21 protein-coding genes are annotated in these 26,423 nt (G+C 40.2%); 17 read left to right on the forward strand and 4 right to left on the reverse strand.

Annotated elements, in window-relative coordinates:
• Nucleotides 1-379: 379 nt before the first annotated feature.
• Entirely contained in the window at nucleotides 380-784 is a 405-nt protein-coding gene (locus QZ738_RS02910) for a hypothetical protein (RefSeq protein WP_293784282.1), read from the reverse strand.
• A gap of 908 nt (nucleotides 785-1,692) precedes the next feature.
• On the opposite strand from QZ738_RS02910, the gene QZ738_RS02915 reads away from it, so the two are divergent.
• The 4 genes from QZ738_RS02915 to QZ738_RS02930 all read left to right on the forward strand — a co-directional run bounded on the left by QZ738_RS02915 (nucleotide 1,693) and on the right by QZ738_RS02930 (nucleotide 4,840).
• On the forward strand, nucleotides 1,693-2,253 hold the full coding sequence (locus tag QZ738_RS02915) for an RNA polymerase sigma factor (RefSeq protein WP_293784284.1): 561 nt from the start codon (nucleotides 1,693-1,695) through the stop codon (nucleotides 2,251-2,253).
• Nucleotides 2,243-2,770, forward strand: a complete 528-nt coding sequence (locus QZ738_RS02920; protein ID WP_293784286.1) for a hypothetical protein — start codon at nucleotides 2,243-2,245, stop codon at nucleotides 2,768-2,770. The genes QZ738_RS02915 and QZ738_RS02920 overlap by 11 nt, the downstream gene beginning before the upstream one ends.
• Nucleotides 2,771-2,942: 172 nt before the next feature.
• Nucleotides 2,943-4,229, forward strand: a complete 1,287-nt coding sequence (locus QZ738_RS02925) for a hypothetical protein (protein WP_293784288.1) — start codon at nucleotides 2,943-2,945, stop codon at nucleotides 4,227-4,229.
• Between the two features lie 68 nt (nucleotides 4,230-4,297).
• Nucleotides 4,298-4,840: a TlpA disulfide reductase family protein gene (locus tag QZ738_RS02930; RefSeq protein WP_293784290.1), complete on the forward strand. Its 543-nt coding sequence runs from the start codon at nucleotides 4,298-4,300 to the stop codon at nucleotides 4,838-4,840.
• A gap of 26 nt (nucleotides 4,841-4,866) precedes the next feature.
• Here the strand turns inward: QZ738_RS02930 and QZ738_RS02935 are convergent, their stop codons facing one another.
• Nucleotides 4,867-5,757, reverse strand: coding sequence for a bestrophin family protein (locus tag QZ738_RS02935; RefSeq protein ID WP_293784293.1), 891 nt, complete (start codon nucleotides 5,755-5,757; stop codon nucleotides 4,867-4,869).
• Between the two features lie 151 nt (nucleotides 5,758-5,908).
• Between QZ738_RS02935 and QZ738_RS02940 the strand changes: the two genes are divergently transcribed.
• From QZ738_RS02940 to QZ738_RS03000, 13 genes are all read left to right on the forward strand, one after another.
• On the forward strand, nucleotides 5,909-7,432 hold the full coding sequence (locus tag QZ738_RS02940; RefSeq protein ID WP_293784296.1) for an MFS transporter: 1,524 nt from the start codon (nucleotides 5,909-5,911) through the stop codon (nucleotides 7,430-7,432).
• A gap of 5 nt (nucleotides 7,433-7,437) precedes the next feature.
• On the forward strand, nucleotides 7,438-7,689 hold the full coding sequence (locus tag QZ738_RS02945; protein WP_293784298.1) for a DUF6814 family protein: 252 nt from the start codon (nucleotides 7,438-7,440) through the stop codon (nucleotides 7,687-7,689).
• A 330-nt stretch (nucleotides 7,690-8,019) separates the two neighbouring features.
• Nucleotides 8,020-8,976, forward strand: coding sequence for a pectinesterase family protein (locus tag QZ738_RS02950; protein WP_293784300.1), 957 nt, complete (start codon nucleotides 8,020-8,022; stop codon nucleotides 8,974-8,976).
• A 158-nt stretch (nucleotides 8,977-9,134) separates the two neighbouring features.
• Nucleotides 9,135-10,805: a glycoside hydrolase family 28 protein gene (locus QZ738_RS02955; protein WP_293784302.1), complete on the forward strand. Its 1,671-nt coding sequence runs from the start codon at nucleotides 9,135-9,137 to the stop codon at nucleotides 10,803-10,805.
• Between the two features lie 4 nt (nucleotides 10,806-10,809).
• Nucleotides 10,810-12,744, forward strand: a complete 1,935-nt coding sequence (locus QZ738_RS02960; RefSeq protein WP_367268556.1) for a glycoside hydrolase family 88 protein — start codon at nucleotides 10,810-10,812, stop codon at nucleotides 12,742-12,744.
• A 180-nt stretch (nucleotides 12,745-12,924) separates the two neighbouring features.
• Nucleotides 12,925-13,956: a pectate lyase gene (pelA, locus tag QZ738_RS02965; protein ID WP_293784304.1), complete on the forward strand. Its 1,032-nt coding sequence runs from the start codon at nucleotides 12,925-12,927 to the stop codon at nucleotides 13,954-13,956.
• A gap of 77 nt (nucleotides 13,957-14,033) precedes the next feature.
• Complete coding sequence (locus tag QZ738_RS02970; protein ID WP_293784307.1) at nucleotides 14,034-15,545, forward strand: tagaturonate reductase; 1,512 nt, start codon at nucleotides 14,034-14,036, stop codon at nucleotides 15,543-15,545.
• Between the two features lies 1 nt (nucleotide 15,546).
• Entirely contained in the window at nucleotides 15,547-17,193 is a 1,647-nt protein-coding gene (locus QZ738_RS02975; RefSeq protein WP_293784310.1) for a UxaA family hydrolase, read from the forward strand.
• Nucleotides 17,194-17,523: 330 nt separating this feature from the next.
• Nucleotides 17,524-18,924: a glucuronate isomerase gene (uxaC, locus tag QZ738_RS02980; RefSeq protein WP_293784313.1), complete on the forward strand. Its 1,401-nt coding sequence runs from the start codon at nucleotides 17,524-17,526 to the stop codon at nucleotides 18,922-18,924.
• 113 nt (nucleotides 18,925-19,037) lie between these two features.
• Entirely contained in the window at nucleotides 19,038-20,093 is a 1,056-nt protein-coding gene (locus tag QZ738_RS02985) for a sugar kinase (protein WP_293784315.1), read from the forward strand.
• The gene (locus QZ738_RS02990; protein WP_293784317.1) at nucleotides 20,086-20,748 is read left to right on the forward strand and encodes a bifunctional 4-hydroxy-2-oxoglutarate aldolase/2-dehydro-3-deoxy-phosphogluconate aldolase; all 663 of its coding nucleotides are present in this window, start codon (nucleotides 20,086-20,088) and stop codon (nucleotides 20,746-20,748) included. Before QZ738_RS02985 ends, QZ738_RS02990 begins: the two co-directional genes overlap by 8 nt.
• 29 nt (nucleotides 20,749-20,777) lie before the next feature.
• On the forward strand, nucleotides 20,778-22,223 hold the full coding sequence (locus tag QZ738_RS02995; RefSeq protein WP_293784320.1) for an MFS transporter: 1,446 nt from the start codon (nucleotides 20,778-20,780) through the stop codon (nucleotides 22,221-22,223).
• A 119-nt stretch (nucleotides 22,224-22,342) separates the two neighbouring features.
• Nucleotides 22,343-23,968, forward strand: coding sequence for an NADP-dependent glyceraldehyde-3-phosphate dehydrogenase (locus QZ738_RS03000; RefSeq protein WP_293784323.1), 1,626 nt, complete (start codon nucleotides 22,343-22,345; stop codon nucleotides 23,966-23,968).
• Between the two features lie 409 nt (nucleotides 23,969-24,377).
• Here the strand turns inward: QZ738_RS03000 and QZ738_RS03005 are convergent, their stop codons facing one another.
• Together QZ738_RS03005 and QZ738_RS03010 are read right to left on the reverse strand one after the other, a co-directional pair.
• The gene (locus QZ738_RS03005) at nucleotides 24,378-25,118 is read right to left on the reverse strand and encodes a rhamnogalacturonan acetylesterase (RefSeq protein WP_293784326.1); all 741 of its coding nucleotides are present in this window, start codon (nucleotides 25,116-25,118) and stop codon (nucleotides 24,378-24,380) included.
• Between the two features lies 1 nt (nucleotide 25,119).
• Nucleotides 25,120-26,145 (reverse strand): pectinesterase family protein, encoded by a 1,026-nt coding sequence (locus QZ738_RS03010; protein ID WP_293784329.1) that lies wholly within the window; start codon nucleotides 26,143-26,145, stop codon nucleotides 25,120-25,122.
• Nucleotides 26,146-26,423 lie beyond the last annotated feature (278 nt).

The following is a 26,423-nucleotide window of genomic DNA, read 5'->3' on the forward strand; positions in this document are numbered from 1 at the left end:
ATATAATCTAAAATGAGCGGCAAAAATACCGATTTTGTTTTAAAGTTTAGGATAGAAGATTTAAGGAAATTTTACGATAAACCATTTGTCGATTTTTGATCGCAAAAGCACAAAGATCACAAAGAAAAATGATGGGACAATTTCTTCAAATCACGATTAGTCGTCATTCCCGCGCCGTCGAAACCACGCAGTGCTCAGCGAAGCTGATCTTAAGATACCACATTGCAAGTACTCATGAGTTTTTGCATAGTTATGCTTAGAAACAAATCATCTCATCTGATAATTATTGGATCGGGATGCCTAAACCGATCGCTGGCAGTTTTACAAAAAATAGCTGTTGTTTATATTGACTTTAATAAATCAATGATCGTTTTATGTTTTAATATTTTTCTTCCAGCACAATTTCCAGGGCAGTTACCTTCCATTCTCCCCTAACATTTTTCCAATGATAAACTTCTTCCGTTTGTACAGTCTGTTTTTTTGAAAAAATAAGAAGGTTTGGTTTTATAATGACCGATTTACGCGCGATTTTTTCGGTAAAAATCTCATGCTCAACTGAAGATTTAATCCTGTAATGGCTGGTTTGTATGGTTTTGGCCCCGCTGAGATATTTCTTTAAATCGATGGTAAAATCACGCTTATTTATCGCCGGTTTTTCAAAAGGTGTAAAACTCAAATCGTCAGTAAATATTGCTGTATATGCGGTAAAATCTTTATTTTCTAAAGCCTGATCTGCTTTTTTGTGTATTTCGTTTATTACTGAAATGATTAAGTCGGTTTCCATAACATGAAGTTAAGGGTTTGGATCAGGGATTTCAAATTTATGATGATTTCGAAGCTGATTTTCAACAAATGTTAAAGTGCAGCATCACTCATTTCTCATCAATAATAAGATGTTCTTTCTTTTTTTGGAAATGAAAGGCAGCATTTCATCAGTGCTGTAGTCCCGCCATACGCTTATAGTCCTCATTTCGTTGCTCTCCATTCCGGGCTATCCGCTGCTGTCGGATTTACTAACAAGGGTTTGTTTTCCAGGCACTGACCCGGGTTAAACAAACCCGATTGTCGGGAGGAGCTTCCGGTCCTTCACCGGAACTCGTACCAAAAGCGGGACTAAAATGGCCAAAAGTGCAGAACCACGCATTTCCTGATACTTATTAATCATTTTAACTTTTTGGAAATGAAAGGCAGCATTTCATCGGTGCTGTAGTCCCGCCATACGCTTATAGTCCTCATTTCGTTGCTCTCCATTCCGGGCTATCCGCTGCTGTCGGGTTTACAAACGAAGGTTTGTTTACAATAGCTATTTTAAACGTTATTTAAAGATTTGCGTTTCTAGCACATGCTTAGGTTAAATAAACCTGATCGGACGGACGCCAATTTCCTTCAAATTGGCTGGAGGGAGAGCAGGACTGAAAATGCCAAAGGCACAGAACCCCTCATTTCCAAAAACCTGAAATCAATAGTCATCTATTGAAATAGTGCTTTAAAAGAGTCTAATTTATATGTGTTCGTCATGCTGAATTTATTGCCGATTCAGAAGTGAAAATATCTTACCTGAGATAATTTAAATATACTGTTTTTCAAATATTTCCCCAGTATTAATATGAAATTAGGATATTTTGAAATTTTTTCTACCTTGATGCAACGTTTTAAAATCACTGATGTCTTATTATCAGAATATTCGAAATTTTGGAAGCCGTATACATCGATAAAAACCTCGAACTCGTAAAAAAATGCATGCAGGGCAGTCGCGCAGCACAGTTTGAATTATACAAGCTGTACGCAAAGGCCATGTATAATGTGGCGCTGCGCATTTTAAATTATGAGGAGGAGGCAGAAGATGTTTTACAGGAAGCATTTTTAGATGCGTTTACCAGAATTGTAGATTTTAGGCAGGAAACAACTTTCGGGCTTTGGTTAAAGCAGATCGTGATCAACAAGTCCATTAATTACCTGCGTAAGCGCAAGATGGAATTTGTAAGTACGGATGAAATATCGGAAGTGCCTGATGAAGATAGTTTTGATTATAGTGAAATGCAATTAAAGGCCGAAGAGATAAGACAGGCCATTACCCAGTTGCCAGACGGTTACAGGGTAGTATTGAGTTTATACCTTTTGGAGGGTTACGACCATGAGGAGATTGCACACATTTTAAAAATAAGCGAAAATACAAGCCGTACGCAGTACATGAGGGCTAAAAAGAAGTTAAAAAGTATTTTAGAAACGAAAGGGATGAGAGATGAACAATAGATTAGAAACATTTGTAAAAGAAAACCGGAAAGCTTTCGATATCATGGAGCCATCGGCAGAACTTTGGGCAAAAATTGAACAGGGTTTAGATAACAAAAAGAAAAAAAAGCCGGTAAAACTGTATTTATGGATGAGTGCAGCGGCAGCTATAGTGGTCGTTTTCGGTTTAGCCTGGTTATACGCAGGAAGATTACAAAACAAAGATTTAGAGATAGCCGACGTTAGTGCCTCATATGCCAAAAAAGAGATTCATTTTACTGGTTTGATTTCCGAAAAGAGAGATAGCCTGGCCATTTTTGCCTCTGCGAATCCAGAACTTTATAAAAAATTTACAGCTGATTTAAGAAAACTCGATGAAGATTACGAAAAATTAAAAGCAGAGTTGCCAACCTCACCCAACCAGACTTTTGTGGTAAAGGCTATGGTAAAAAACCGCGAAATACAGTTACAGCTATTAAAACAACAATTGTTGATTATTAACCAGGTTGACGATTATAAAAGAGTTAACCAGATTTAAAAATAGAATAAACAACTTTGATATCAATATCGGTCTTGATACTTGATTCACGGAACTTGATACCTGATTCACGCGACTTGATACCTGATACTCAGAAAGGAGCGCTCACTACATTGAAAGCTTATGGCCAGCCGGCAGGTTTTAGGCGTATAGATGTTTAATATTTAACAACATGAAAACAATAAAAATATTTTTAGCCTTTTTGGCTCTAATCGCCGTAAAAACCAATGCGCAAGGAGTGATGGTAAATGAATCTTCGGAAAAAGTATTTGTAGAAAACGCCGAAAGATCATCGATGGTAGCAATGGTGAATACAACAAAGTATCAGGAAACCGGGGGCGATGCCGAACGATCAAAATCATTTAGTAAGAGTTTTAATGTAGATAGAAACGATAAGGTGAATTTAAATAACCAATTCGGATCTATCGTAATTAAAACCTGGGATAAAAAAGAGGTGCGGGTAGATGTAGATATTAAAGCCTATGCTAACTCAGACAGTGATGTACAGAAATTAATTGATGGTGTGAGTATCGATGCCACAAAAAATGGTGATATGGTTTCATTTAAAACCAGCATGGGCGACAGAAACGGACGTTATGGGCGCGGAATAAAAAATGGCGTAACCACGTGGCGAAGGGAAGTAAAGGTGAATTATACGGTATTTATGCCGGCAGTAAATCCTTTGACTGTGCTACAACAATATGGAAATGTTGAAATGGGCAATTTCGCCGGACCAACCTCATTGAAAGTGGAATATGGCAATCTTGTAGCAGGCAACTTGAGTAATGCCAACAACTATATTAATGTTCAGTACGGAAAATGCGATATTCAGGATTTAAATGCTGCCGTAATTAGGCACGAATATAACGGACCTGTCACTATCGGTGCTGTGGGCACTTTAGAACTCGTTGCTGAATATGTAGCCGTAAACATCAATACCATCCGAAAATCTGCAGATATCAAAGTAGAATATGGCAAAGGCTTAACGGTTGGCACTATAGGCGGCAACTTGCTCTTGAATGCCGAATATGCCAAAGTTAACATCAATACGGTTAAAGGCAATGCGGTAATTAAACAAGCTTATGGCGACTTAAATATTGCATCAGCAGGAAAAATTGCAGTCAATGCAGAATATTCTAACGTTACTTTAGGTACGTTGAATGGTGATGCAAATATCAAAATGGATTACAACCGCTTAAATGTAAATGAAATTACTCCAGCCTGTAAAAATTTCACTTTCGGAGGTGAATATGCAAGCGTTGGATTGGGCTTCGCAGACCGTTATAATGGTAATTTCAATGTTTCGACATCTTATGCAGGCTTTAAATATGGTTCAAACATAACATCAAGTTTGGTGAGTAAAGATGATGAAACCAAAAAATATGCGGGAAAAATAGGTGGCGGCGGGGTTGCAAACGTGTCAATCAGATCTGAATATGGCTCCATTACCTTTAAATAAGATTTTCTAAACCAAACAAATCCTGAAGTCCTGCCGTAATGGCCGGACTTTTTTTATATTTATTGCTGATGAAAATTTATCTGATCATTCTGTTAAATATCTTTTCTTTTACCACGCTGGCTCAGGACGCCCCGGTCAGATGGGCTACGCAGGAAACTTTTTTCGAAGATTTGATTGGTAATAATTTACCCGCTTTTAATGGTATAACAATCAATAAAAAGCCATTCTCCAATATAGATCTAAAAAACCAGGTGGTAGTAATCAACTTCTGGTTTGAGAAATGCCCACCTTGTATAGCCGAAATGCCCGAGTTAAATAAACTGGTGGATAAATATGGTAAAAAAGCAGTCCGGTTTATCGGCATTACCCATGATCGCCCATCCAGTGCCAAACGATTTCAAAAACGGAACGACTACAGATACGAAATTGTATCGTTAAGTAAAGATGAGATCAGAAAACTAAATATTAATCATGGTTTTCCATCGAATGTATTGGTTGGAAAAGATGGCAAAATTATTTATGCCACAGCCAACATTTCCTTTTCTGATCCGCAATTTAAAGCTAAATCGACTCTTTTTGAAGAAAAACTGAAAGCGGTGTTAAACGATTAACAGAAATGATTTAAGAAAGACTTAAATTAAAGAACGTATTCGTCATTGATTGGTTTAACAGGCTCCGGAATATCTTCTTCTTCAAGCATTTGCAACAGATTGATCTCGATCGTTCTGGTAATTTGATTTAGCGGAACACCTGCCGAATTATTTTCGAAGGGGTTAACGAGGCTCATTCCATTAATCTGGGTAGATACAAATACGAAACCGATTAACCAGCCTAAAAATATGGCTGCTGGCCCTGCATCCTGACTGATGACCAAGGTAAATGTAACCACAAACAGCCAGATAAATACCTTTGTCAGGTAAGAATAAGTAGTAGGAAAAATGGTGTTTTTTATCCGTTCACTCATACCCATTGAATCCGAAAACCGGGTAAGCATTTCATTTATTTCGATAAAACGGAATCCATCAATTGCATTTGATTTTGATAACTTTTGCAAATCTCTCGATTGGATACTTAAAAGGGCATTGTGCTTATTGTTATGTCTTTTTATTTCCTGTAAATCTGCCTCGTCTAAATATTTGGTGTAAATTTCATCTACCGCCCCCCTCAAACTTGCTTTTAAAGCATATAAAAAGGCAATATGCCTGTAAACCATTCGTTTTACGCTTTCTTCATCACCGTCAACATAATTAATCAAAGCCCTTGCATAGGAGCGTGAATCATTTACCAAAGCACCCCATACCTTTCGGGCTTCCCACCATCTATCGTAAGCCTGGTTATTATTAAAACCGATAAAAAAAGCAATGGCTGTACCCAAAACCGTTGGAATAATGGATGGAATCGAAAAGTGATGCGCAATTAAATAAGCGCGTATAAAATAAGCTGCGGTACAAGACGCAATCATGATCAGATCAATGTGCCATGTATTTCTTAAAATTCTACTTAATCTGATATTTTGTATTAACAGCATATAATATGATGGAAAATGAATGAGTTACGGATGAAATTACAAAACTAAAGCCAAAATGTTTGATCATGTAACAAATTAAATGAGAGATGGTACAGGTTGCCAATTGTCATTCAAATGTTTATCTTGGAAAACCAAATATTTCTGACCATTTATGAGCGACAATTTACCCCAGAACAATATTTTTAAAGTAATCGGTGCATCCTCTCTGGGTACCTTGATTGAATGGTACGATTTTTACATTTTTGGCAGCCTTGCGGTGATCATTGGTCACCAGCTGTTTCCGGAAGATGCAGGTGCATCAGCTTTGATCAACACCCTGGCTATTTTTGCAGCGGGCTTTATTGTTCGGCCGTTTGGCGCGCTGGTTTTTGGCAGGCTTGGTGATTTAATTGGCCGTAAGTATACTTTTCTGCTCACGTTGGTACTGATGGGTGGATCGACATTTTTTATCGGTTTAATCCCATCATACAAAAGCGTTGGCTATGCTGCACCAATTTTGGTTCTGATATTAAGGTTAATTCAGGGTTTGGCTTTGGGTGGCGAATATGGTGGTGCCGCTACCTATGTAGCAGAGCATGCGCCAAAAAACAAACGCGGCTTTTTTACCAGCTGGATCCAGACTACCGCTACACTAGGATTATTCCTTTCGTTAGGGATTATTGTGATCACAAAAAATATCCTAGGTGCCGAAACGTTTGGAAACTGGGGTTGGAGAATCCCTTTCCTTTTATCAATTGTACTGGTTGTGGTATCGATTTATATCCGCATGAAAATGCACGAGTCGCCACTCTTTTCTAAACTGAAAGCGGAAGGAAATATATCTAAAAATCCTTTGAAAGAGAGTTTTAACAACAAAGCGAATTTTAAAATGGTACTCCTGGCACTGTTTGGCGCTACTATGGGGCAAGGCGTAATCTGGTATACGGGTCAATTTTATGCACAATCATTTTTGGAAAATACCTGTAAACTGGATTTCAACGATTCGCGATACATTTTACTCTGGGGAATTGCTTTTGCTACGCCGTTTTTTGTGGTTTTTGGTGCATGGAGTGATAAAGTAGGCCGGAAATGGATCATGTTAAGCGGTATGCTTTTGGGTATTCTTTTTTACCGCCCAATTTATCAGATCTTTTTAGATGATACCGATTACAGTAAAATTGAACAGGCCGACATTTTATCTGTTACACCGGCTCCGGTAACTACTGTTTTAATGGAAAGCTCAACCGATAGTTTACGAACAGTTTCTACTAAAGTTAGCCTTAAAAATGGAGGCGCTTTTAACAGGGTGCAAACAGATACCGTTTCTGCAACAAAAGGGATTCTTCTAGGCAAAGAAATCATAAAAGATAAAGTTTTGCCCACACCAATGTTCTGGAAATTTGTTGGATTGATCTTTTTCCAGATTTTGTTAGTCACCATGGTTTATGGGCCAATTGCAGCTTTCCTGGTCGAATTATTCCCTACCAAAATCAGGTATACTTCTATGTCACTGCCTTATCACATCGGCAATGGTGTTTTTGGCGGACTGGTGCCATTTATTGCCACATTAATTGCAAGTTTTTCAGGCTCAACACCCTTATCCGGCCTTTGGTATCCGATTGGGGTAGCGACACTAAGTCTGGTTATTGGCGCAATCTATTTATCAAATAAAAGAGACGAAAAAATTAACGACTAAATAAGATGAATACGTTAAAGAAATTTTTAGGCCTGGTTTGGATGGTTTTAGGACCATTAATGATGACTTTTTTGTTTATCCAGGCGATAGATAAGATTGGATTAACGCATAGCGATATCGAACGGACCAATGCGATATTACAGTGGGCAATTATCCTGTTTATTTTCCTCCCGATTAGTTTGGGTTTAATGATTTTCGGCTTTTATGCATGGAAAGGTGAGTATGATCGCCTGCCAGAAAGTTCTGAAGAATTATAGCTCTCTTATCTTATTCGCCGGTCCCTTCGGCGGCGGCGAGCCGAGGCAAGACCGGTGGTAAAGAAAAAGCATTACTCATATTGATTTTTGTTCAATAAATTACCGTCGGAATGATGATATTTTATTAGATTATATAAAAATAAGCTTTTTGATAGCCTGATACTATGCAATCGTTCCCGACATCGTTTGCAAAGTTTAATTTCGGAAAAAACTCATTCCGGTAAATTTTAATGGTTAAAATTGCGCATCATATATTTTTAGAATACGGCTGCGTAATGAAGTTTATCCTCTTACGTGGCCGGTTTTAGTTTTAGTCTAACCGAATTTGATATGAAAGCCATCACCTTATTCTTGTTGCTCGCATTTTCGTTTGTTGCAAATGCCGCTGATGTTAAACCCGATTTTATAGTGGCTGCAGATGGAAGCGGAAATTTTAAAACCGTACAGCAGGCTATCAACGCGGTGCCTGATTTTAGAAATAAAACAACTATAATCTTAATCAAAAAAGGCATTTATAAAGAAAAATTAATATTGGCTGCTTCTAAAAGAAATGTGAAATTTATTGGCGAAAGTTTAACTGAAACCATTTTAACTTATGATGACTACGCCCGGAAAAAAAATATTTTTGGCGAAGAAAAAGGTACATCTGGTTCATCAAGCTTTTACATTTATGGCGAAAACTTTTCTGCAGAGAACATTACTTTCGAAAATTCGTCAGGCCCTGTAGGGCAAGCTGTAGCCGTTTGGGCGGGTGGCGATAAATTAATTTTTACCAACTGCAGATTTCTGGGCTTTCAGGATACACTTTACACTTACGGGGCGAACAACCGCCAGTACTATAAAAACTGCTATATTGAAGGTACGGTTGATTTCATTTTCGGAGCCTCAACGGCCTGGTTCGAAAGCTGCACCATTTTCTGCAAAAAAGCAGGTTATATTACGGCTGCCTCAACTCCTGATACCACAAAATTTGGTTATATTCTCAACAAATGTAAAATCAAGGGTGATGCCCCAGTCAATAGTTTTTACTTAGGGCGCCCATGGAGGCCTTATGCCAAAGTGGCCTATCTTAATTGCGAACTGCCTGATTTGATCCGTCATGAAGGATGGAATAACTGGGATAAAGAGAGCAATGAGAAAACAGCTTATTTTGCTGAGTATAAAAGCACTGGAAGAGGAGCTGATTCTAAAAGCAGGGTAAAATGGTCGCACCAGTTAACAGATGAAGAATATAAGACCTATATTTTAGAAAACGTTTTCCATGGTTGGAATCCGGAAGCGAAATAAAAGTATAAGCAACTGATATTCTGTGTTTAACCCCCTGTTTACTGCATTGATTTTGCTTATTTTTCCGGCAACGATTGCATAGATTTCTCTTCTGTTTTAGCTGTAAACAACGTACACTTGTTATTACAATAACCAAGTATAATTTAACAGCACAAATAATGAAGCATATTTCGGGTGGTTTATGCCGTATAAAAGTAGTTCTCGCATGCTTAATTTTATCTTCTGCAACTGCTGGGGCTCAACAAAAGCAAAGCTTACCTGTTATTCAGCAGGTTAAATTTAAAGAAGATACGACGAGCATTGTTAATTTCGGGGCAAAGGGTGATGGAATTAACTTAAATACCGAAAGCATTAATAAAACCATTGCCAGTGTTAGCCAAAAAGGTGGAGGTGTGGTATTAATCCCTTCGGGTGTATGGTTAACCGGTCCTATCGAATTAAAAAGCAATGTAAATCTGCACCTTAAACGCGATGCCATCCTTCAGTTTACGGCAGATTTTAATCAATACAAACTGGTACAGGGAAATTGGGAAGGGCAGCCGGCGTGGCGGAACCAAAGCCCGATTTCAGGCATGAACCTCGAAAACATTGCCATTACCGGGACAGGGATTATCGATGGGAATGGGGGCGCCTGGCGTATGGTTAAAAGAGATAAACTTACTGAAACACAGTGGAAGAATCTCGTAGCATCCGGAGGCATCGTTAAAGCCGACGGAAAGATATGGTACCCATCTGAAAAAACCCTTAAAGGCTCGAATACCAAAAATGCCGGTGTAATTGAAGCGGGCAAAACTGCCGCAGACTATGATGATATCAAAGATTTTCTTCGTCCGAATTTATTGGTGTTGACGGGCTGTAAAAGAATACTTTTAGAAGGTGTTACCTTTCAGAATTCGCCGGCGTGGAATTTACACCCTTTGCTTTGCGAAGACCTCACCTTAAGAAATTTGCAGGTAAAAAACCCCTGGTTTGCACAAAATGGCGATGGTGTTGATGTAGAGTCATGCAAAAACGTGTTGATTGAAAGCAGCACCTTCGATGTGGGAGATGACGGGATCTGCATTAAATCTGGTCGTGATGAAGCAGGCCGTAAGCGGGGTATTCCTACCGAAAATGTAATCGTCAGAAACAATATGGTTTACCACGCACATGGCGGTTTTGTAATCGGTAGCGAGATGAGCGGTGGGGCAAGAAATATCTGGGTGTACGACTGTTCTTTTATCGGTACTGATATTGGCTTACGTTTTAAAACTACCCGAGGCCGTGGCGGTGTGGTCGAAAATATCTATATCAATAACATCAACATGATCGATATTCCTGGTGAGGCGATTTTGTTCGATATGTATTATGCGGCGGTTGATCCGGTTCCTTTGGCGGGCGAAAAACGGGAAGCCATTAAAACCATTACCGTTCCTGTTACCGAAGCTACTCCGCAGTTCAGAAACTTTTACATTAAAGATATAGTGGCCAATGGTGCCGAAAAGGCAATATTTTTTAGGGGGTTACCAGAAATGAATATTAAAGATATCCATTTGGAAAATGTAACCATTAAAGCCAAAAAAGGTATCGAAATTATTGAGGCTACCGGAATTTTTCTGAAAAATATCAACATCATTGCCGAAAATACCGATCCGGTGGTGATGATCCAGAATGGATCAAATATTAATATCAGCAGCTTAAAGTACCCTGATAACAGCAAATTGCTTTTTGACGTTTCCGGCGAAAAAACCAAAGCTGTAAAAATTGTTGCAACGGATGTTTCTAAAGCTAAAACAGCTGTCATTTTAGGTACAGGCGTAGCTAAAAAAGCACTGGAAATTTCAAAATAACAACATGATGAAACAATCAATCTTATATACAATAGTTGCATTTATTGGTTTTTCTATTTTAACACATCGTGGGTTTGCCCAAAAAAAGTTATCTGAACAGTTAACTTTAACTGCGATGGAAAAACTGTTTCAGGATACAACGCTGCTAAAAGGTGCTAAAGGCCCCAAATGGACTTACGACATGGGGGTTGTTTTGGAAGGCGCTGCTGCCGTTTGGCGCAATACCGGCAACGGACAATATTTTAAGTATATCCAAAGTTCGATGGATGCTTACCTGGATAAAGAGGGCAATATTGCCACTTACAAACCGGATGATTTTAATATCGATAACATTAAAAATGGTCGCTCGTTACTACTCTTATATAAAGTTACCGGACAGCAAAAATACCTGCTGGCAGCAAATAAATTATATGATCAATTGCAGAAACAGCCACGTACTAAGGAAGGTGGTTTTTGGCATAAGAAAATTTATCCAAACCAGATGTGGCTGGATGGTTTGTATATGGGCGAACCTTTTTATGCAGAGTATGCCAGGCTGATGAAGAAGGATGCTGCTTTTGACGACATTGCCAAACAATTTATTCTGATGGAGAAAAATGTCCGCGATGCTAAAACGGGATTACTTTATCACGGTTACGATGAAAGCAGAGCAGAACGTTGGGCCGATAAAAAAACAGGGCGTTCGCCAAATTTCTGGGCCAGGGCAATGGGATGGTACATCATGGCTTTGGTAGATGTGCTGGATAACTTTCCGACCGATCACCCAGAGCGAAAAGAGTTAATCGCTATTTTAAACCGTACAGCAACTGCTGTTGTAAAATATCAGGACTCGAAATCGGGTGTTTGGTTCGATATTTTAGATATGCCTGCCCGTAAAGGAAATTACCTGGAAAGTTCGGCTTCCAGCATGTTTGTATATGGCTTGGCCAAAGGCGTACGTAAAAGTTGGCTGGCGCCATCTTTTATGGCTGCGGCAAATAAAGGCTATGCCGGCTTGAAGAAAGAATTTATCGAGAAAGCAGGCGATGAAAGAGTAAACCTTACCAAAACAGTTTCTGTATCCGGGTTGGGTGGAAAGCCTAAATACCGCGATGGAAGCTTCGATTATTATATTAGTGAAAAGGTAATCACCAACGATCCGAAAGGCGTAGGCGCATTTATCTGTGCTGCTGCTGAAATGGAAACAGATCAGTTACCAAAACCCGGGAAAGGTTTAACTGTTACCGTCGATAATTTCTTTAACAATGAATATATGGTTGGCCCAACAGGAGATAAAATTCCGTTTCATTATTTATGGGAAGAAGACGATAACAATGGATTTTCTTTATTTGGAAAAGTTTTTGACGATGCGGGCGTGAAAACCACTACACTTAAAACTGCACCAACAACAGTAAATCTAAAAAGAACAAATATTTACATTATTGTAGATCCGGATACTGAAAAAGAAACGGCCAATCCTAACTATATGGATGCTGAGCATGCGAAGCAAATTGCAGCCTGGGTGAAGGCTGGTGGCATTTTGTTGTTGCTCCTAAACGATGCAGGCAATTGCGAAATTTCAAAATTCAATTTACTTCCCGAAACCTTCGGCATCCATTTTAACGAAGATAGCCGTAATAAAGTTCAGGGTACGAATTTCGAACAAGGGGCAATTAAAATCCCAGATGGTAATGCTATTTTCAAGACCGCCAAAAAAATCTATATCAAAGAAATATCAACTATTCAAGTTAAAAGTCCGGCTGTTTCTGCCTTAACTGATAAAGGCGATGTGATTGTGGCCATCGCAAAATATGGCAAAGGAACAGTTTTCGCGGTGGGCGATCCGTGGTTTTATAATGAATACATTGACGGCCGAAAATTGCCTGCTGAGTTTGAAAACTTTAAAGCTACGAATGATTTAGTGAACTGGTTGATTAAGCAGGTGCCGGGGAAGAAATAGGGTTTGTTAACCACAGATGAAATGGATGAACAAAAATAAGTATTGGTTCGTGTCTCCACGAACCATGGCATAAGAGAAAGAAAAGTACGCCGTTCTAATCTGTGTCTCCGTGGCAAAAACTAAGTATGGTGTAAAATAAAATTAGTGGTCTGTGATGACACAGGCTACGGCACAAACAAAATGATGAAAATAAAATTATGGTTAACCCTAATATGCAGCACTTTATTGCTGTCGTGTTATGCACAACAATCTGTTGATTCTACAGCAGATAAAATGCTGGTTTATCAATTAGGCAATGGTGGCTGGCCCAAGCAACTGGAAGATAAGAGCGTGGTAAATTATGGCGCAGCTTTAACACTTGGCCTTTTAGCCAAAATAAAGGCAACTAAAGATTTGCACGCCACTTTTGATAATAAAGCCACCAGCAGAGAGATTGTCTATCTGGTTAAAGCTTATAAAAACACGCAGAACAAAACCTATTTAGCTGCTGCTGAAAAAGGTCTTGATTATATTTTTTCGGCACAGTATGCCAATGGTGGCTGGCCACAATATTATCCTGATCAATCTTCCTACCGCTCAGAAATTACTTACAACGATGATGCAATGATCAATGTTATGAATATTTTACAGGATGTTGCCACGCAAACAAACGATTTTGACTTAGTAAATCCTGCTTACATCAAAAAGGCCGAAAAAGCGGTTGCCAAAGGCATCGATTGCATCTTGAAAACACAGGTAAAACAAAATGGTGTGCTAAGCATTTGGGCTGCGCAATATGATAAGGACACGATGCTACCTGCAAAAGCCAGGGCTTTTGAACCGGCCTCATTGAGTACAAGCGAATCGGTAGGGATTGTCAGCTTTTTGATGCGGATCAAAAGTCCTTCAGCTGCAGAAAAAGATGCCATTACAGCGGCAGTAAAATGGTTCAATGCCTATAAAATCGTAGGTTACCGTTTTGACAGGCCCAAAAACCCTAAAGCCAATGTTAAAGCTGCGGCTTTGGTTGCCGATCCCAATGCGGTTGCCTGGGCACGCTTTTACGACCTTGATAAAAATACCCCGATTTTTGGTGATCGCGACAATGCCATTAAAACAAAATTAGAAGAATTAAGCCTTGAAAGGCGTAATGGATATGCCTGGTATGGCAACTGGGCGCAAAAGTTAATCGAAAAAGAATACCCGAAATGGTTAAGTAAACATGGTAGATAACAAAATTATCAGCCGTTAGGAAGAAATATAAATCTCACCTTCCGCATTTATGTATTGGTGGTCAAATCACATGAGTAATGATTTTAAACAAAGAAAATCTAAAAAACATTAACGGCGAAAAGGTTACAAAACCTACTGCTGAAATTTTAGCATTACCTGAGCGGGTAATCCAGTTTGGTACAGGTGTTTTACTGCGTGGTTTACCCGATTATTTTATTGATAAAGCCAATGAGAAAGGAATTTTCAATGGTCGTGTACTGGTTGTTAAATCTACAGCAAAAGGTGGTGCTGACGCTTTTGCGAAACAGGATAATTTGTACACGCTTTGTGTAAAAGGCATTGAAGATGGTGTGAATGTTGAAGAAAATTCGATAAATGCTTCAATAAGCCGGGTTTTAGCAGCTTCGCAAGATTGGACAGAAATTTTAAAAGCCGCCCACCAGCCCGACATGCAGGTCGTAATTTCTAATACCACAGAAGTAGGCATTGTAAAAAGCGAAGATAAAATCACTGATCATCCCCCACAATCCTACCCGGGCAAACTGCTTGCTTTTTTGCATGAGCGATATAAAGCCTTTAACGGATCGGCAGAAAGTGGTATGGTGATCGTGCCAACAGAACTCATTAGTGATAATGCAGATAAACTGAAAGAAATTTTGCTTGATCTGGCGATCCAGAATAAATTAGGCTGGGATTTCGAAAACTGGTTAAAAACGGCCAATCATTTTTGCAAAACTTTGGTGGATAGGATTGTACCTGGGAAACTTCCCGAAGAAGCGCAAAAAGCCATTGAAAGCGAACTGGGTTACGAAGACGAACTGATGATTATGGCCGAACCTTTCAGGCTCTGGGCAATTGAATCATCAAGCGAAAAAGTAAAGGAGGTACTATCTTTTGCAAAAGCTGATAAAGGAATTTTCATTGTTCCTTCCATCGATAAATTTAAAGAACTCAAACTCCGCTTGCTTAACGGTACGCATACCATTAGCTGCGGTCTAGCTATTTTAGCAGGTTTCGAAACCGTAAAAGAGGCGATGGCGAATAAAGATTTCTCGGCCAATGTATTAAAATTGATGAAAGATGAAATCGCACCTGTAGTGGTGAATGAAGACATCAGCTCCAATGAAGCAATCGCATTTGCAGAGAGCGTGGTTGACCGCTTTAGTAACCCATCTTTAGCACACCAGTGGCAGGCCATTACGCTAAATTTTACCTCAAAAATGCAAATGCGTAATATGCCGCTCATCAGGAGATATTATGCTTTGAAGAATGAGGTGCCACAGCTTACCGCTTTGGGTGTAGCCGCTTATATTCTTTTCATGAATGTCAACCAGGAAGGTGAAACCTTTACCGCGAACGTAAACGGAAAAACCTACCCGATACAGGATGAATTTGCGGAAGTATTATACAAATATTGGAAAGATCCCGAAACTGTTGTAGATCAAACGCTTGGCGATATACGACTTTGGGGCAAAAACCTGAACGATTACCCGGGATTTAACGCAGCCGTAAAATCGTACGTTGATTTATTACAGAACAAAGGTGCAAAAGAAACTTTAAGTAACTTGCATTCAGAAACAGCAATTTAAAATGGTTACTAGAATTTTAAAAATCCATCCTAACGATAATGTATTGGTTGCTTTGCAAAACCTGGCAAAAGGCGAAACTGTTATCCACGAAGGGCAGGAATATATTTTACAGGATGATATACCGGCCAAGCATAAATTTTTTATGCAGGATATGAATCCAGGCGATCACATCATGATGTACGGCGTATTGGTGGGAAAAGCACAGCACTTCATCCTTAAAGGTGGATTAATGCACACCGAAAATACGAAACACGCCTCTGATCCTTTCGAATTTCGGCCTTATCATTACGAGTGGCAGGCGCCTGATGTTTCGAAATTTGAAGGCAGAACTTTTAACGGCTATATCCGTAGCGATGGCAGGGTAGGTACTGCAAACTATTGGCTATTTATACCTACCGTTTTCTGCGAAAACCGCAATCTGGATGTCATTCGTGAAGCCTTACATAATGAGCTGGGCTATGCAGTAACAGATAAATACAAATCATACGCCCACGAATTAGTTGAGGCTTATAAAAACGGCGAAATTTTAGCTGAGGCTGATCCTGGTTCAATAGGCCTGGCAAATCCCTCTGCCAGCCGGGTGTTTAAAAACGTTGATGGGATTAAATTTTTAAATCACCAGGGTGGTTGTGGCGGTACCCGGCAGGATGCTGCTGTGCTAAGTAAGTTATTGGCTGCATATGCCGATCATCCTAATGTGGCTGGTGTAACGGTATTGAGTTTAGGCTGCCAGAATCTGCAGGTTCACGATTTTATGGAAGACCTTAAACAACGTAACTCTAATTTCGATAAGCCATTATTTGTTTTTGAGCAGCAACAATCGCAAAGCGAAGAACAGCTGATTAAAGAGGCTATTCGTAAAACTTTTATCGGTTTAACCGAAATCAATAAAATTGAGCGTCAGCCGGCGCCGTTAAGCAAACTGGTGTTGGGTGTAAAATGTGGCGGGAGCGATGGTTTTAGCGGAATTAGTGCCAACCCTGCTGTTGGTTATACCTCCGATTTATTGGTGGCTTTGGGCGGTACCGTGCTTCTTGCTGAGTTTCCGGAACTTTGCGGAGCAGAACAACAGTTGATTGATCGTACCAAAGATGAGACCGCCGCCCGTAAATTCATCCAGTTAATGACGGCTTACAATCAATCGGCAGAAAATGTAGGTTCCGGATTTTTTATGAATCCATCACCGGGTAATATTAAAGACGGTTTAATTACTGATGCCATTAAGAGTACGGGAGCAGCTAAAAAAGGCGGAACATCGCCGGTAGAAGATGTGTTGGATTATACCGAACCTGCCACAAAACCTGGCTTGAACCTGGTTTGTACGCCAGGAAATGATGTGGAGGCCACTACAGGCAAAGCTGCATCAGGTGCAACCTTAATTTTGTTCACCACTGGTTTAGGAACACCAACGGGAAATCCGGTTTGTCCAACCATCAAGGTATCAACTAATAACGCACTAAGCAAACGGATGAGCGATATCATTGATATCAACTGTGGTCCGGTTATCGAAGGCGAAAAATCCATTGAACAAATGGGAGAAGATATCCTGGAATATTGCATTAAAGCGGCCAGTGGTGAAGTGATTCCCAAAGCTGTATTGCTTAACCAGGATGATTTTATCCCGTGGAAACGGGGGGTTAGTCTATAGTCCGAAGTCGGAAGACCGAGGTCGGAGGTTTGCGTGGCTATCCTTGCAATCGCCTTTAGCTTGCAGTTGCCGCTGTCTGTGTCCCCACAGACCACAAAATGAATAGGGTTCCGGTCTGTGGGGACACAGACCGGGGTTAAAAAAATAAATAGATAAGTATTTTAATTGTCGTGGCCTGTGTCGCGTCGCCGTGGTCTGTGTCCCCACAGACCACCAACAGATAAAATACAAATTGAGTTCCGGTCTGTGAGGACATAGTCGGAGCATAAATAGAACATGAATAGATAAGTGTTTTGATCATCTCAAATCTACTGTCTCAAATAACATAGAATGAAACCTTTTTTAGACGAAAATTTTCTTTTGCAAAGCAAAACTGCTGAAAAGCTTTATCACCATTTTGCAAAACCGCTACCCATTATCGATTATCATAACCACCTGATACCGGAGCAGATTGCCAACAATACCCAGTTTGCGAATATCAGTCAGGTTTGGCTTGCAGGCGATCATTACAAATGGAGAGCGATGCGCGCCAACGGTGTGGATGAAAAATACATCACCGGAGTAGGATCTGATTTTGAGAAATTTGAAAAATGGGCCGAAACCGTTCCTTATACCTTGCGCAATCCGCTATACCACTGGACACATTTGGAGCTTCAACGTTATTTCGGTATTACCGATCTGCTCTCAGGCAAAACGGCGCAGAAAATTTACGATGAATGTTCTGCGAGACTGCAAACGCCTGAATATTCCGTGCGTGGTTTGTTGGCCAAAATGAATGTAGAGGTTGTTTGTACTACTGATGATCCTTTAGATAGCCTGAACTTTCATCAGCAACTGGCCAGAGAAGGGGCAAACTTAAAAATGTTGCCAGCTTTCCGTCCGGATAAGGCCATGAACAGTGATGATATTGAAGGCTTAAATGAATATATCGACAAACTGGAAACGGTTGCCGATAAAAGCATTAGCAGTTTACAGGATTACATTGATGCTTTAAAAAGCCGCCATGACTACTTTGCCGCAAATGGTTGTTCGGTTTCCGATCATGGTTTAGAGCAGATTTATGCTGAAGACTACACCGAAGCTGAAACTGCATCAATCTTTAATAAAATCCGCAGTAAACAGACTATTTCCTATCAGGAAAACCTGAAATTCAAATCGGCTATGCTGGTTTATTTTGCAGAATGGGATCATGAAAAGGGCTGGGTACAACAATATCACCTTGGTGCTTTGCGTAACAACAATGCCCGAATGTTAAGACAATTGGGACCTGATACCGGTTGGGACTCAATCGGCGATTTTAGCCAGGCCCGTATGCTATCGAAATTCCTAAATCGCCTGGATAACCAGGATAAATTGGCTAAAACCATTATCTATAACCTTAACCCGGCAGATAATGAGTTGATTGCCACCATGATTGGTAACTTTAACGATGGTTCGGTAGCCGGTAAAGTGCAGTTTGGTTCAGCCTGGTGGTTTTTAGACCAAAAAGACGGGATGATCAAACAGTTAAATGCCTTATCAAACATGGGACTTTTAAGCCGCCTGGTAGGTATGCTTACCGATTCGCGCAGTTTCCTTTCCTTTCCCCGTCACGAATATTTCAGAAGGATTGTTTGTAACCTGTTTGGTGAAGATATGGAGAATGGAGAATTACCTAACGATTTGGAGTGGGTGGGCAAAATTGTACAGGATATTTCGTATTTTAACGCAAAAAATTACTTTAAATTTTAACCAAAATCGGGCTTTAGAAAGGTATTTTGTTGGAATAAAATCATTTCAATCGTTTTCCTTTCATTTTCATCCGCTTGCCGAAAACAGGATGAAATATGCCGATCAGATATAAAATGAGCAACCAAATATTCGCTTCATCACAAAAAGGAAAAAAAGTTTTAAGCTTTGGTGAAATACTTTTACGCATCTGTCCGGATATGGACGGACAATGGTTAAAAGAAAATAAATTACCGTTTTACGTGGGTGGCGCCGAACTCAATGCAGCCACGGCCTTAGCCTTGTGGAATGTGCCTTCAGCCTACCTGTCGGCTGTGCCAGATAATGCGGTAACCCGAGAGATTATTGATTATCTTAATTTCCGCAATATCGATACCAGTCCTATGGTTTACCATGGCGAACGGCTGGGTTTGTATTATTTGCCTAAAGGAAAAGATCTTAAAAATGCAGGGGTAATTTACGACCGGGCCAACTCGGCCTATGCCGGTTTAAAAGTTGGACAGATTAACTGGGACGAAGTTTTCGAAGATGTGGCCTGGTTCCATTTTAGTGCCATTTGCCCGGCCATTAACCAAAATATTGCTGACGTGTGTTTGGAAGCCTTAAAAGTAGCTAGTGCAAAAAATATCACCGTTTCACTTGATTTAAACTATCGGGCAAAGCTTTGGAAATATGGGAAGGAACCGATTGATATTTTGCCCGAGCTGGCTCAGTATTGCACACTGATTATGGGGAATGTTTGGGCAGCGAATAAAATGTTGGGCACTGCGCTTCACGAAGATTTGACACCCACCGAGGGTTATGCAAAGGAAACGTTACTGCAACAGGCAACCGATACCTCCAAAGAAATATTAAGTTTGTTTCCGGCATGTAAAGCTGTTGCCAATACTTTCAGGTTCGATCATGGAAAGGGCATACGGTATTATACTGCGATTTATACAGACAATGAATTAACCGTTTCTGAAGAATATGTTTCTGAAGAGATTTTGGATAAGGTGGGTAGTGGAGATTGTTTTATGGCTGGCCTGATTTATGGCTTTTACAACCAGTTACCGGCCAAAGAAACCTTAAGCTTCGCTACAGCAGCAGCATACGATAAATTATATATTCCTAGCGATGCTACAACCAGTACTGTAGCTGATATAGAAAAAAGAATAATACGCAATGATTAATAACAAGCACAAAATTTTAGATGCCATTTTAGAACAGGGCATGTTACCCCTTTTTTATCAGGACAGTGAATCGGGTAGTATTGAAATATTACGCACTTTGTATAAAGCTGGCGTCCGTGTTTTTGAATATACCAATCGTGGCAAATCGGCATTACCAAATTTTAAAAAGTTAAAAGAAATACGAGATGCAGAAATGCCCGATCTTTATTTAGGTATCGGAACCATTAAAACTCCGGCTGATGCCAATGCCTTTATTGAAGCCGGAACTGATTTTATTGTGGCCCCGATCGTCAATCCGGCGGTTGCCGAAATTGCAAATAAGATTGGCATGCTTTGGGTACCAGGTTGTATGACGCCGACTGAAATCAGCATTGCACAGGAACACAAAGCTATGCTGATTAAAATTTTTCCGGCAAATATTTTAGGCCCTGAATTTATTTCATCAATTAAAGATCTTTTCGCCGGACAGCTGTTTATGCCAACCGGAGGTGTAGAAATTAATGCCGATAACCTTAGAACCTGGTTTAAAGCTGGTGTTTGTGCCGTTGGGATGGGCAGCAAATTAATTAGTAAGGATGTAATGAGCAAAGGGCTTTACGATGAGCTTTACGACAATACTCAACTGGCACTTGAACTCATTAAGCAAAGTAAATAAACCACAATAACTAACCACATCTAACCAAAATGAGCCAACCAAAAATCAGCAATTACAGATGGACGATATGTGCACTGTTATTTGTTGCAACTACCATTAATTATTTAGATCGACAGGTACTCTCGCTTACTTGGAAGGACTATTTTGTTCCAGAATTCCATTGGACCGATAGTGACTATGGAACCATTACAGCGTTATTCTCTCTTTTTTATGCCGGATCGATGTTGGTTGCAGGACGGTTTGTGGATTGGATGGACACGAAAAAAGGTTTCCTATGGGCAATTGGAATCTGGTCAGTAGGTGCCTGTATTCATGCTTTTTGCGGTATTGCTACTTCAGGGATGATTACCGGTACATGGCCCATGAGTTTTGCGGGTGCGAAAGACGCACTCTCTACAGTTGGTAATACCACGCTGATTCTATCAACCAGCCTTTCGCTGTTTATTTTTGCCCGTTTTGTACTGGCATTAGGGGAGGCCGGAAACTTTCCGGCTGCGATTAAAGCGACTGCAGAATATTTTCCTAAAAAAGACCGTGCATTTGCCACCAGTATTTTTAATGCAGGTGCAACAGTTGGTGCCTTGGCAGCCCCGGTTACGATCCCTTACATTGCCGATGCTTATGGCTGGGAGATGTCGTTTATCATCATCGGTGCCTTAGGTTTTATCTGGATGTTTTTCTGGATCTTACTTTATGGCAATCCCGAAAACCACTCAAGAGTAAGTAAGGCTGAACTGGCTTATATCCAGCAGGATATTGTGGCGCATGATCAGGTGAGCGAAACGGTTACCGCAGCATCGCCCGTAAAAAAACTTTCCTTTGTGGATTGCCTTAAGTTTAAACAAACCTGGGCCTTTGCTTTTGGTAAATTTATGACGGATGGTGTCTGGTGGTTTTATCTCTTTTGGTCGCCCGCATACCTGAAGGATATTTATAAAATGAGCGGTACCGAAAGTGCTTTTCCCCTATTTATACTATATGTAATTACCTTGTTATCCATTATTGGAGGCTGGCTGCCATCCTATTTTATCGATAAAAAAAACATGAACCCTTACGATGGCAGGATGAAATCCATGCTGATTTTTGCCTTTTTTCCGCTGTTAGCCTTATTGGCTCAACCCTTAGGTCACTATACCTATTGGTTGCCTGTAATTATCATTGGTATTGCAGGTGCAGCACACCAGGCATGGTCGGCCAATATATTCACCACCGTAAGTGATATGTTTCCCCGTCAGGCCATTGCAACCGTAACCGGGATAGGTGGTATGGCTGGAGGCGTAGGATCATTTTTCATCAACAAAGGTTCTGGAGTACTCTTCACCTATGCCGGCGATACGCAAATGACTTTTATGGGTTTTCAAGGTAAAGAAGCCGGTTATTTTATCGTTTTCTCCTTCTGTGCGGTGGCTTACCTTCTTGGCTGGATCGTAATGAAGACACTTGTCCCAAAATATAAAGTAATAGAAGTTAAATAATTCAATCTCAAAAATATTTAGGCAATATTATTGTGCCTAAATATTTAATATCTTTTTTAAAGCGTTAATCTATACTTAAACTATAGATTTAACATTAATTTAACCTAACAATAATAAAATTGAATACCGCGCTAGACCTCGAAAGTATTTTCGTTGAAGAGAGCCAGATTCCAGATGAATTTAGGCTTAAGGAAGAAATCAATCAAAAAGAGTTTCTCTCGAACGGAGAAATGAAGCCATGGAATGGACCGTTTAATGAAGTGTTTTCGCCTGTATGCATAAAAACCCCTGAAGGTTTAAAACGAAAACGCATTGGTAGTTTCCCTGTTTGTACAGAGAAAGAGTCGGCAGAAGCATTGGATGCCGCCGTAGCTGCTTATGATAATGGTAGGGGGCAATGGCCAACCATGAGTGTTGCAGACCGCATTATCTGCGTAGAAAACTTTACGCATAAGATGATTGAGCAAAAGGAGATTGTTGCCAAACTGATTATGTGGGAGATCGGCAAGTCGTATGCTGATTCGGTTAAAGAATTTGATCGTACGGTTGAATACATCTATGCCACCATTGATGCACTGAAAGATATCGACAGGCAATCATCCCGTTTTGAAATAGAACAGGGAATTGTGGCCCAGGTGCGCCGTTCTCCGCTAGGTGTGGTGCTTTGCATGGGGCCATTCAATTATCCGTTAAACGAAACTTTTACCACGCTTATTCCGGCTTTGATTATGGGCAATACGCTCTTATTCAAACCACCTAAGCACGGTACCTTATTGCATTATCCTTTGTTAGAGGCTTTCCGTTCCAGTTTCCCTAAGGGTGTGGTGAATACCATTTATGGCCGTGGTAATACCATCGTTCCCGGTTTGATGAAATCTGGTAAAATCAATGTGCTTACCTTAATTGGTTCAAGTAAGGTTGCCAACGAACTGAAAAAACTACATCCAAAGGTAAACCGTTTGAGGGCGATTTTAGGGCTGGATGCCAAAAATGCAGCCATCATCACCAAGGATGCCGATCTTGATCTGGCCGTTTCTGAAACGGTGCTGGGTTCGCTTTCTTTTAACGGACAACGGTGTACCGCCATTAAAATTGTTTATGTACACCGCAGTTTGGCGCAGGAATTTTTAAAACGCTTATCCGCAGAGGTAGAAAAACTAAAATTTGGCATGCCTTGGGAAAAAGGCGTAAACCTTACACCACTGCCCGAACTGAACAAACCTGAATATTTGAAAGAATGTATTGATGATGCCGTTGCACACGGTGCTAAGGTGATCAATAAAAATGGCGGACAAACCTTAGAAACTTTTGTTTATCCGGCCATTGTTTATCCGGTAAACGGTAATATGAAGCTCTACCGTGAAGAACAGTTTGGTCCGATTGTTCCGGTTGTGCCATTCGATGATTTGGAAGAGCCTATCGAATATTTAATTGATTCGCCGCATGGCCAGCAGGTCAGTATTTTCAGCAACAACGCTGCGGTAATTTCATCGTTGATTGATCCGTTGGTCAACCAGGTAAGTCGCGTAAACATCAACTGCCAATGCCAACGCGGACCGGATGTTTTTCCTTTCACCGGTCGCAAAGATAGTGCTGAAGGCACACTTTCGGTAGTGGATGCATTGCGTTCGTTCTCGATCCGTTCTTTGGTAGCAACCAAATTTACAGATGATAATAAAAAGTTATTGAACGAAATTGTGAAAGGGGATGATTCGAACTTTTTAAGTACGAAGTATATTTTTTAGTGGCTAGTTTACTAGCATAGATCGTCATTGCGAGGAGGAACGACGAAGCAATCTTTATGCGTAAGCTCATAGCGATCGTTGTAAGATTGCCAGCCTGTTGCCGGCAGGCTTCGTCGGCTGAAAAAGCCTCCCCGCAATGACGATTTTTCAATTTCGTATTCTCAGCTGTCATTCTGAACGCAGTGAAGAATCCTTAATAGCCGACTTTATAATGATCCTTAAAGAGGATTGTGAAATCCGCATTTATAATGCGGGATAATGTGCTTTTTGGCGATACAATCGCCTTTCTCCTTCATCCCCGTTGCAAACAAGGACGATAAGCGCATTATACATCACTTGGTATACATTTATCTATCACTCTGTGATAAAGAAAAGATCCTTCCCTAAATTTAGGATGACAAACTATATTTTATTTCAAATGCTTAGCTAAACTCAACTTTAACTCCTTAAATCCTTTTACCACCAAGCCAGCAACCTGTTTAGCACCCTCGGGACTTAGATGCGTATCATCTTTTTTGCCTATTGGATAATTTACATTTCCAGAATCAACATAGTTAAATAATTTGACGGATGGCTTATCTCCAAGGCGGGTCAATAAACTTTCGGTTTTTACCAGCATATCAATTAAAGGTACTTGCAGTGAATCGGCCACCTGACGGGTTATGCGCGGATAATCACCATGTGAATCTACCAGCACACCGTTTTTAAAACTTCTGCGGGAGATTGGCGTGAGTAAAACCGGAAACGCTTTTTTGCTTCGGGTTTCTTCAATGTAGTTAATCAGGTTGGTTTTAAATTCAGTTAATGTAACGCCTACGGCTGGTTTATCAGTTTTTTCATCGTTATGCCCAAATTCTATAAAAACGTAATCGCCGGGATTTAACTGAGCCAATATCGGATCCCAATGTTTTTCGGCCCTGAAAGATTTGGTACTCCTGCCGTTCAACGCACGGTTATCAACCGTCACATCGTTTTTAAAATAAGATTGTAATGCCATTCCCCAACCCGTTTCCGGGTATGCCTTTTGTGCCTTATTGGCGGCAGTAGAATCGCCTATGATGTATAGTTTCGTTTTCTTTTGAAGGAGGGTAAAAGAACAGAAAATAGCTAAAGCTCCGGCCGTAAAAATATTAAAGAAATTTTTTCTCATTTTATAATTTTTTGATTGGATCCCATTGGTCTACACCACCTAAAATATTTTCTAAAGTATAGCTTTTTGCCTCTTGATCTGTGAGCTGTTTTGTCCAGGGCAATCTCGTTTTAGGGGAGGCGCCATCTCCTTCACTTTTATATTCAGCATAAAAAACCGTCAGTTCTTTATCCGGAAACATCTTGTCGCCTTTCCACGGATTCCAGCCTTCAGGCAAAATATGTTTACCCAAATCACATTTAATGAATACCGTTTTTGCATAAGGCCGCCATGGTCTGCCGAGATAGGCTTTTGTAACCGTTGAATCTGCAATAAGTTTGCAGTTAAGAAAAACAAATCCAAATTTTTGTTGTGCTGAAGTTGAGGCTGCCGTAATGTAAGAATCGCTTAAGCTTTTGATGGTACAATTTTGAAAGACGACTGTAGCCTTGCCAAAGATAAAATCGGTTGTGCCTTCGATATAACAGTTTAAATAATACTGACGGCTATTTTCAATTGCTGCGTAAAGCGTATCCTGATTGCCCCTAAAACTGCAGTTTTTCGCTGTAAAACGATCGCCTTCTACATGCAAGGCAACGGCCTGGCCAACCCTACCTGCAGAATTGATGATATTTAAATTTTCGAGATGAATATCGTTCCCCTGAACCAATACGGTAAAAGAAGTATATGTGCTAAATTTAACATTGCCAAATTGGTCTTTGCCATCCGGGTTTGGCTTCCCCGAATAATCATTGCTGGTAATGATGGTATTTTCGGCACTTTCACCAATTAAAGCAATTTTGGTTTTCCATGATGGGATAATCAGCTTTTCTTTGTAAATGCCATTTTTAATATAAATTTTAACTTCCTCTTCGCCCAAATCACGTACTGAATTGACCGCCTCTTGTATGCTTTTATAATTTCCACTTCCGTCCTGGGCAACGGTTATGCTCGATGGATATTTGGGATCCTGAGCATAAAGGCTTGAACAAACACTGATGTAAAGCAGCAAGGCAGCAGCGATGTGGAGTATTGTTGATTTCGTCATTTGATTGAAAATTCTTAACCCTAAATTTCAACAAAATGAGGCTGTATCATAAATAATTGTCATCCTGAGGGATAATTTATTGTATAAAAATCAATATGATTGACGTACAGTTGTTTTCTTTTAGTCCTACGGCGCAATCTTGCCTCGGCTCACCGCCGCCGAATGGCTCTTACTTTTTGGCATCAAAAAGTAACAAAAAATGCCGGCTGAAAATTTTTCTTTCAAAGCCAGTAATAGGGCTCGGTCAGTGGAATCCGAAAAATTTGTTAGGCCGGACT

The sequence above is a fragment of the uncultured Pedobacter sp. genome (assembly GCF_913776295.1).
Taxonomy (GTDB): domain Bacteria; phylum Bacteroidota; class Bacteroidia; order Sphingobacteriales; family Sphingobacteriaceae; genus Pedobacter.

Coding starts and splice junctions, on each gene's coding strand:
- QZ738_RS02975 (WP_293784310.1), top strand. CDS start 15,547: ATGGTTACTAGAATTTTAAAAATCCATCCTAACGATAATGTATTGGTT.
- QZ738_RS02910 (WP_293784282.1), bottom strand. CDS start 784: ATGGAAACCGACTTAATCATTTCAGTAATAAACGAAATACACAAAAAA.
- QZ738_RS02995 (WP_293784320.1), top strand. CDS start 20,778: ATGAGCCAACCAAAAATCAGCAATTACAGATGGACGATATGTGCACTG.
- uxaC (WP_293784313.1), top strand. CDS start 17,524: ATGAAACCTTTTTTAGACGAAAATTTTCTTTTGCAAAGCAAAACTGCT.
- QZ738_RS02990 (WP_293784317.1), top strand. CDS start 20,086: ATGATTAATAACAAGCACAAAATTTTAGATGCCATTTTAGAACAGGGC.
- QZ738_RS02925 (WP_293784288.1), top strand. CDS start 2,943: ATGAAAACAATAAAAATATTTTTAGCCTTTTTGGCTCTAATCGCCGTA.
- QZ738_RS02960 (WP_367268556.1), top strand. CDS start 10,810: ATGATGAAACAATCAATCTTATATACAATAGTTGCATTTATTGGTTTT.
- QZ738_RS02945 (WP_293784298.1), top strand. CDS start 7,438: ATGAATACGTTAAAGAAATTTTTAGGCCTGGTTTGGATGGTTTTAGGA.
- QZ738_RS03010 (WP_293784329.1), bottom strand. CDS start 26,145: ATGACGAAATCAACAATACTCCACATCGCTGCTGCCTTGCTGCTTTAC.
- QZ738_RS02940 (WP_293784296.1), top strand. CDS start 5,909: ATGAGCGACAATTTACCCCAGAACAATATTTTTAAAGTAATCGGTGCA.
- QZ738_RS02970 (WP_293784307.1), top strand. CDS start 14,034: ATGATTTTAAACAAAGAAAATCTAAAAAACATTAACGGCGAAAAGGTT.
- QZ738_RS02950 (WP_293784300.1), top strand. CDS start 8,020: ATGAAAGCCATCACCTTATTCTTGTTGCTCGCATTTTCGTTTGTTGCA.
- QZ738_RS03005 (WP_293784326.1), bottom strand. CDS start 25,118: ATGAGAAAAAATTTCTTTAATATTTTTACGGCCGGAGCTTTAGCTATT.
- QZ738_RS02930 (WP_293784290.1), top strand. CDS start 4,298: ATGAAAATTTATCTGATCATTCTGTTAAATATCTTTTCTTTTACCACG.
- QZ738_RS02955 (WP_293784302.1), top strand. CDS start 9,135: ATGAAGCATATTTCGGGTGGTTTATGCCGTATAAAAGTAGTTCTCGCA.
- QZ738_RS02920 (WP_293784286.1), top strand. CDS start 2,243: ATGAACAATAGATTAGAAACATTTGTAAAAGAAAACCGGAAAGCTTTC.
- pelA (WP_293784304.1), top strand. CDS start 12,925: ATGATGAAAATAAAATTATGGTTAACCCTAATATGCAGCACTTTATTG.
- QZ738_RS02935 (WP_293784293.1), bottom strand. CDS start 5,757: ATGCTGTTAATACAAAATATCAGATTAAGTAGAATTTTAAGAAATACA.
- QZ738_RS02985 (WP_293784315.1), top strand. CDS start 19,038: ATGAGCAACCAAATATTCGCTTCATCACAAAAAGGAAAAAAAGTTTTA.